The following is a 7,883-nucleotide window of genomic DNA, read 5'->3' on the forward strand; positions in this document are numbered from 1 at the left end:
CATTATACATCAGTTCTTTTAAAATGTGGATAAATAATAATAAATTTGCCCTAAATTTACGTTAGAATCGTTGCTACAGAATTTTTTATTAATATGAAATTTCAAATTTACTTTAGTAAATTTTTTGTAAATGATATCAAGTAAAGTCTTATTTTGAAAAACTCCACCACTTAATAAAACCTCTTTTTTTTCATTTTGAGAAATTTCAAAAATAATATCAGCTATACCATTTATAAATGCCGTTGCAGCCACCCTTGGTTCATCTTTTAAAGCATTTTTAAAGGCCTCTTTAAAGCAGATCACTCCATCATTTAGACTAAATTTATAACACGCATCTAAATTTTTGTCATAAAGCGCCTCAAGTCTCATGCCGCTCTCACCCTCAAAGCTTGAGTGAAAAAGCCCACAAATAATCGCCCCAAATGCGTCAAATATCCTACCAACCGAGCTAGTCTTTACTAAGTTTAATCCTTTTTGCTCCATTTTTTTAAAATTTGCAAGCATTTTTTCATCAAAATTTACTAAAAATTTACTAGCTTCGTCCTCAAGAGAGTATTTTAAAATAATAGAATATGCGATTAGATAAATATTTTTGATGCTGTTTTCGCCCCCAAATAGGTTAAATTCATCAAAATGGTAAACTCGCTCGTAACTCTTTTTATCTAGCCTAAAGACCTCGCCACCCCAAATTTTGCCATCCTCCCCGTATCCAGTGCCATCAAAGCAAAAGCCAAGATACTTTTTATCTACTAGATCGTTTTCAAAGATCACGCTTAGCAAATGCGCGTAGTGGTGCTGAAGATGAACTAGCTCAAAGCCCTGATACTTTGCCCATTTTGTATTTAAAAAATTTGGATGCAGATCGGCTACAACTTTATCGATTTTTAGGTTGTAGGTCTTTTCAAAAAGGGTAAAAATATCTTTAAATCTATCAAAAGTTGCTACGTTTTTTAGATCACCGATATACGGGCTAATCATCAAAAGCCCGTCTTTATAAATACAAAATGAGCTTTTTAGCTCCGCTCCAAGGGCTAAAAATGTCCCTTTTTGCTTGAAATTTGTATGAATGAAATTTGGATTTAAGCCACGGCTTGTTCTTGTAAAAATAACTTCATCGCCAACGCAAAATGCGATACTATCATCGCTTGGCGAGTAAATTTCGCGGTCGTGATCAAGATAAAAGTCTATGACATCGCCTAGCTTTACTCTTAGCTCACTCTCATCTTTTATGACGACCTCGCCTGAGATATTTGCGCTAGTTGCGATGATGTCGTGCTCAAGGTAGTCAAAAAGCAAAAGATGTATGCCACTAAATGCAAGCATGACGCCAAGCTTGTTTAAATTTGGAGCAACACTTTTTGCGATATTTGAGCCGTTTTTTGCTTCAAGCAAGACGATAGGCTTTAAATTTGAGCTTAAAAACCTGGCCTCCGCCTCTGAAATTTTTGCTATTTTTCTAGCGTTTTCTAAATTTTTACTCATTAGAGCAAAGGGCTTGCTTGGGCGGTGCTTTCTGGCTCTTAGCTCGCTAACTGCCACTTCATTTGTCGCGTCACAAACTAGATGAAAACCACCAAGCCCTTTAATGGCTAAAATTTTGCCATCATTTATGAGCCTAGCTGCCTCTTTTGCCGATTCGTTGCCGCTAGCCAAGACTTTGCCAAATTTATCTTTTAGATAGAGTTTTGGCCCGCAGTTTGGGCAAGAGATAGGCTCTGCGTGGTAGCGGCGGTTAAGCGGGTCTTTATACTCGCCACCGCAAAATTCACACATTTTAAACTCATTCATCGTCGTATTTACCCTGTCATAGGGCAATGCTTTGATAATGGAAAATCTCGGCCCGCAATTGGTGCAGTTTATAAATGGGTACTTGTAGCGTGGGTTTGTGGGGTCATAAAACTCGCGCAAACAGTCGTCACAAAGTGCGTAATCAGGCAAGATAGGCGCTTGTTTGGTGGCTCTTTTTGAGGCGATGATCTCAAGCTTTTCATAAATTTTATCTATCTTAAATTTCCTTAGCTCATCGATCCTAGCAAGGGCTGGTAGCTTCTCATAAAGCTCTTTTTCAAAAGCCAAAAAGCTAGCCTCATCGCCACTAAAATTTAGCTTTACGCCCTCGTCGTCATTGTAAATTTCGCCAACTAGCTTAAAATTATGCGCTAAAGTATAGACAAATGGTCTAAAACCAACACCTTGAACTAAGCCTTTGATCTCATATCTAAAGCTTGATTTCAATACCAAATCCGGGGTCAAAATTTGTTTTTATATTTGGGTTTAGGTGCTTTTTTATCAAGTTGCTAACTACCTTATTATAAAATAAATCCCCGCTTAAAGTAACATTTTTGATGTTAAATTTATCTCGTTTTTCATAGCTAAAATCGCTCAAAAAATGCGCCAAAGACTCGGTGCAACCAAAGCTGATGTTCTTCTCTCCAGCGCCAGCAAGGATGAATGAAATGATACTTTTTACAAACTTAACCCCGTCTAAACCAAAGTCATCTTTCATCTTATAATCAATCCTAACGCCCTTTTGACCGCTAAAATCAGCTGCCATAAGAAGCAAATTCTCCCCTGCTTTTTTAAAGTCATCGCCTAAGCCAAGTATGCGCCCAGCTATGCAAAATAGCGAGAAAAAGCTAGCGTTTGAGCTAAATTTACCGCTTGGAAAGTCGTGCTCTTTGCTGAAGTTTTCAAGTAGTCTTTCGCCGCCCTCATCGGCTCTTATAAGCTCATAGATTTCTTCAAAGCTACTAAATTTAGGTAAAAATAGAAGCTGCGTTTTGCTTGATTTTGAAAGCAGGCAAATTTCATCATCGCTAAATTTACTAAATTTTAGCCCCAAAGCTATATCGCTAAAATTACTAAGCTCAAATTCCTCGTTTTTTGCATAGAAAAATAGGCTTAAAACTGCGCTACTTTCAAGCAAAGTAAGCCTTGAAAGAGCATTTTTTTGCTCCTTTACTTTAACGCTTAAAAAGCTAAAGCCCTCTTTATTTAGCTGTTCGCAAATGGCGTAAAGAAAAAGATCATTTGGCGCCATCACGTCAAAAAATAGCGGTGCATCCTCGTGGTTTTGCCTATAAATGGCTGTCGTCTTTAGTGCTAAAAGTGGCTTTTCAAAGCTAGCTAAAAATGTCAAAGCTCTATCATCAGCGATAAAAATTTTTGGTAGCTGCTTTAAATTTACAGACATCAAGAAATTTGTGTCAAAATTTACGCCAAGAGAAATTTCATATAAATTTTCATCTTGCTCTACACAAACGCCCTTGCCGTTTTTTAATAAATTTAGGCAAGCTTTGAGCTTTTCATTAAAATTACCAAGCGTTATCTCACCCTCAAATTTACTCTCACATAGCACGCCACTTTCATTTAAGATAGCCTTTTCGCTATCCAAAAATGTGCTCGCTTGAGTCGGAGTTAGGCTGCCAAATTTTATCTCATTTATCTTGCTATCTTCATCAAGCTCACTTGCAGCCAAGACCTCACTGTGCTTTATAAAAAGACTAAATGGCAAGAGCGCACTTGCTTTATTTGCCACGCTCTCAAGCTCACTGGTATTGCCACTTACCTTTAGACAAATTTCATCATCTTTGCACTTTAGGCTATGGGCTAGATCGCCAGCAAGCAAGCGTAAAAATGGAGCCAAAAACAAAGCATCCTTGTGGCAAGTAAATTTAAAAGCAAGTATCATTTTAAACCTTTTTTAGCGTATTCATCGAGGGTATCATTTAGGGTAAAATTTGCCACCTTTTCACACTTAAAATCAAGCTCTTTTAAGTGATCAAGTAGCGTTTTTTCTAAAATATTAGAAGCGTTTATAACCTCATCTGAGAGGCTAAAATTTGATGATTCTATGCGGCTAGGCACGATGCCTAAGATTTTGGTTGTCGGCCTGTCGCCTGCAAGCTCCATTAGATGAAGGGTTTGGAGCATCTCGATCTCGTGAGCCGAGCCATCCCAGCTGATAAAATTTGGCACATTTAGAAAGTCAAAAAAATAAACATCACCCACGCTTGCACCATTTGCGCTAATGCAATCAACGACGATAAGATAGTCAAATTCGCTTATGATGTGAGTTAGAGCGAGGGCTAAAGTGCCCCCGTCCATTAATGTAAGCTCGTTTTTAGAACTTGTAAATTTATAGTTTTTAGCCATCAAATTTACAAAATGAACACCTATGCCCTCATCGGCAAACATCACGTTGCCGATACCAAGAACCAGCACTCTCATCAGTGTTCTTTTACAAATTTATAACCACTAACGATGGCGTCCATCGCTCCATTTTTGCCTTTAACAGCGTTAAATACCGCCATATAAACATGAATAGGCACAAAAATCATAATGACCCACATACAAATTCTATGTATCGTTCTAACATTTGCTAGTCCGCCCATAAGCTCTTCAAAAAACCTAGCTGGCCCATAAAGCGCTCCGCCAAGTCCCTCATGATAAACATGAACATAAAGCACAAGACCGCTTAGGCAAATAAGAGTCAAAATAAGATAAAAGAAAAAGTATGAGGCAAACTGCAAAGGGTTATAAACGCCCCTTAAATGCGGATGTGGCCCCATAAAAAGATAATACTTAATCTGTGCGATCCAAATTTTTGGATTTAGAAAATCAACCACACTCATCCACTCTTTTTTGCTGTGTTTATCAAAGACAAATAGATAAAATTTAAAGATAAACGCCGCTATCAGCACAAAGCCAGCGATCTGGTGAGCCATGCGCCACTTTGCTTGCATAAAATTTGTAGGCTCGCTCGTGATCTCTGGACTCACAAAAACGTATGAGATATAGTAGCCACTCACAACCAAAAGTGTAATCGCTGCAAATCTAATCCAGTGTGTCAGCCTAACACCAATGGAGAATTCGTATTCGCTGATCCTGTCAGCATTTTTATGTAACATATTCTCTCCTTACAAATTTGGATTTATCTTATAAGTACTCAAATCATTTCCCTTTGTATCCATAACATGCACAGCACACGCGATGCAAGGATCGTAAGAGTGAATTTTTCGTATTATCTCAAGTGGTTTTGAAAGATCAGCGATCTTTAAACCAACTAAGCACGCTTCGTAGCTTCCCATTTGATTTTGTGCGTCTTTTGGAGAGGCGTTCCATGTGCTTGGCACGACTGCTTGCCAGTTTGTAATAACGCCATCTTTTATGCGGCACCAGTGGCTAAGCGCACCTCTTGGAGCATTGCCTTGAAAATTTCCTTTGTACTCTTTTTTGTTATCGATTACATATTTTGCGCAAGTCTCTTGATCTGATTTTAAATTTTCGATCAAAGCATTAAATGCATCCATTGTATGCTCAGCAACCACTTTTGCCTCAAGCATACGAGTAGCGGTTCTGCCTAGAGTTGAAAAGACTGCACTTAATGGCAAGCCACTCTTTGACAAGAACTCATCAACTACTTTTTTAACTCTCTCGTTGCCTCTAGCGTAGTTTATGACGATGCTAGCAATCGGTCCTACTTGCATAGGCAAGCCATCATGTCTTGGTGCTTTGATCCAGCTATATTTGCCTTTTGTATCAAAAAGCTTACTGTGAGCTAGTTTACCCTCGGCATCTATGCTCTCACCGTCAATAAGACCTGTGTAGTTTGCCTCAGTCTCGCCGTCATATGGGTGAAGAGCTTTGTCGTTTTTATACCAAGACCTAGTAGCTTCTTCGGTGATTTTATTTTCATCGATATCATAAACTTTGTTAAGATCGCCATTTAAGATATAGCCACCTTTAAATAGATGATCATTTTTGCCTATCAAAAACTCATCGTAGCAGAGTAAATTTGCCACACCAACATCGTTTAGAACGCTTGGTTCATTACCATAAGCTTTAGCTGCCATCAAGATATCTGGATAGTAAGCTCTATCTACAAATTCTTTAATCTCGGCAAATTTGCTCATATATTCGCCCATTCTAGCTGGATCTATAAGGTCCATTACGCAGGTCACACCACCTACTGTTAAACTTTGTGGATGTGGGTTTTTTGCGCCAAAGATAGCCATCATCTGAGCTGCAGTTCTTTGGATTCTTAAACACTCTAAGTAGTGAGAGAGAACGATCAAATTTTGCTCTGGCGTAAATTTATATGTGCTATGTCCCCAGTATGCGTTGGCAAATGGTCCAAGGTTGCCCTTTTTAACAAATGCTTCAACCCTCTCTTTTACCTCTTTTAGCTTGTCAGCTCCCGTGGCAAATGGCAGATCAGTATATTTAAACGCCTCTTCGCTAGCTTTATGCACATCTGCACTTAGTGCAGAGACGACGTCCGCCCAGTCAAGGCCGTGAAGCTGATAAAAATGCACGATGTGATCGTGAAGATATAAAGCTGCATTCATAAGCGTTCTAGTTAGCTCTGCATTTAACGGAGGCTTAATGCCAAGAGCATTTTCAACCGCGATGATGCCTGCTCGGTAGTGCGAGTATGTACAAACGCCACAAATTCTTTGCATGAAAAAGCCAGCATCTCTTGGGTCTCTGCCCTTTACGATCTGCTCTAAGCCACGCCAAAGAGTTGAACCAGAATACGCCTCTTTTACAACATTATTTTCATCTACGACAACTTCTATTCTTAAGTGTCCCTCGATACGTGTTATAGGGTCTATTACTATTCTTTTTTCACTCATTTTTTCGCCTTATTCTTTATCTTTACTCATAGAAGCTATAACAGCGTGAGCTGCTATGCCAATGCCTGTAAGAGCTAAAATTCCAATGCCGACTTTGTCGCTAACATTATCAGCTCCAAGACCTAAAACAGTATCAAAGAGTCTATCTGCCATAGGCTCTTCAAATGGTCCCATCGTATCCCAGAAGTCTGGCTCTGAGCAGCCTATACAGCCGTGACCTGCTTGAACTGGCCACGATGTGTGCTGGTTAAATCTCTCGCGTGAGCAGTTATTAAATGTATATGGACCTTTGCAACCTACTTTATATAAGCAGTAGCCATTTTTTGCGCCTTCATCGCCAAAGTTTTGGACAAACTCGCCAGCGTCAAAGTGACCACGTCTTTCGCAAAGATCGTGAATTCTTAAGCCATAAGCCCATTTTGGTCTATTATAAACATCAAGCGCAGGCAATGTGCCAAAAAGCAAGAAGTGAAGCACGTTGCCAACGATATTTTTCTCACTTGGTGGACAGCCCGCAACATTAATAACTGGCTTATCAGTGACCTTTGAAAGTCCCACTGAATTTGATGGATTTGGCCTTGCAGCTTGAATGCCACCAAAGCTAGAACAGGTGCCGATCGCAAAGATAGCAGCTGCGTCTTTTGAAGCATTTACAGCATGAGTTTTACCTGTTGTGCCATGAGGTCCAACAGTTAAGAAATTTTCAGTCGCACCAGTTGGGATACCGCCCTCAACTAGCAAAATGTATCTGCCTTTGTATTTTTCGATCGCACTCTCTAAATTTTCTTCAGCCTGCCAACCAGAAGCTGCCATGATAGTTTCGTGGTATTCAAGGCTTATGTAGTCAAATATAAGACTATCTATACTTGGAGCATCGGTTCTTAGTAAGCTCTCGCTACAGCCTGTGCATTCTGCCATATGAAGCCATATCACAGGAAGCCTATCGCTAAGCTCAGCAGCACGAGCAACCATCGGTGTCATCGCACTTGGTAGAGCCATAAAAGCTGTCATCGCACCAGCCCACTTCATAAAATCACGCCTCGTAAAGCCCTTATCTTTTAAAAGCTGCGCAATACTCGAGTCGCTTTTCATCTTAGGCAACGCACTAAGCTCACTTAAGCGTCTATCTATCTTTTGACGCAAGTCATTATTCATATAAGCTCCTTTGCTTGAAAATTTTACTTTTGTTAATAATATCTTTGTTTAAAGAAGTAAAAAATTATTTTATAAAATTAATATTTGTAA

At 39.3% G+C, this 7,883-nt stretch carries 6 protein-coding genes; all 6 read right to left on the reverse strand.

Annotation, left to right across the window (positions count from 1 at the left end; translation table 11 throughout):
• Positions 1-18 precede the first annotated feature (18 nt).
• Genes hypF through CYP28_RS05220 form a run of 6 tightly spaced genes read right to left on the reverse strand, consistent with a single transcriptional unit; the run spans position 19 to position 7,793 of the window.
• Positions 19-2,235: a carbamoyltransferase HypF gene (gene hypF, locus CYP28_RS05195; RefSeq protein ID WP_103593345.1), complete on the reverse strand. Its 2,217-nt coding sequence runs from the start codon at positions 2,233-2,235 to the stop codon at positions 19-21.
• On the reverse strand, positions 2,219-3,691 hold the full coding sequence (locus tag CYP28_RS05200; RefSeq protein ID WP_103593346.1) for a hypothetical protein: 1,473 nt from the start codon (positions 3,689-3,691) through the stop codon (positions 2,219-2,221). Before CYP28_RS05200 ends, hypF begins: the two co-directional genes overlap by 17 nt.
• A complete protein-coding gene (locus CYP28_RS05205) occupies positions 3,688-4,230 on the reverse strand; it encodes a HyaD/HybD family hydrogenase maturation endopeptidase (RefSeq protein WP_103593347.1) in 543 nt (180 codons plus the stop codon). Before CYP28_RS05205 ends, CYP28_RS05200 begins: the two co-directional genes overlap by 4 nt.
• The gene (cybH, locus tag CYP28_RS05210) at positions 4,230-4,910 is read right to left on the reverse strand and encodes a Ni/Fe-hydrogenase, b-type cytochrome subunit (protein WP_103593348.1); all 681 of its coding nucleotides are present in this window, start codon (positions 4,908-4,910) and stop codon (positions 4,230-4,232) included. The genes CYP28_RS05205 and cybH overlap by 1 nt, the downstream gene beginning before the upstream one ends.
• 9 nt (positions 4,911-4,919) lie before the next feature.
• Entirely contained in the window at positions 4,920-6,638 is a 1,719-nt protein-coding gene (locus CYP28_RS05215; protein ID WP_103593349.1) for a nickel-dependent hydrogenase large subunit, read from the reverse strand.
• 9 nt (positions 6,639-6,647) lie between these two features.
• Entirely contained in the window at positions 6,648-7,793 is a 1,146-nt protein-coding gene (locus CYP28_RS05220; RefSeq protein ID WP_021091342.1) for a hydrogenase small subunit, read from the reverse strand.
• Between the last annotated feature and the right edge of the window lie 90 nt (positions 7,794-7,883).

The sequence above is a fragment of the Campylobacter concisus genome (assembly GCF_002914195.1).
GTDB classification, from domain to species: Bacteria; Campylobacterota; Campylobacteria; order Campylobacterales; family Campylobacteraceae; genus Campylobacter_A; species Campylobacter_A concisus_M.

Bases quoted from the DNA above. Each gene is read 5' to 3' on its own strand.
- CYP28_RS05200 (WP_103593346.1), bottom strand. From the start codon at position 3,691: ATGATACTTGCTTTTAAATTTACTTGCCACAAGGATGCTTTGTTTTTG.
- CYP28_RS05205 (WP_103593347.1), bottom strand. From the start codon at position 4,230: ATGAGAGTGCTGGTTCTTGGTATCGGCAACGTGATGTTTGCCGATGAG.
- cybH (WP_103593348.1), bottom strand. From the start codon at position 4,910: ATGTTACATAAAAATGCTGACAGGATCAGCGAATACGAATTCTCCATT.
- CYP28_RS05215 (WP_103593349.1), bottom strand. From the start codon at position 6,638: ATGAGTGAAAAAAGAATAGTAATAGACCCTATAACACGTATCGAGGGA.
- CYP28_RS05220 (WP_021091342.1), bottom strand. From the start codon at position 7,793: ATGAATAATGACTTGCGTCAAAAGATAGATAGACGCTTAAGTGAGCTT.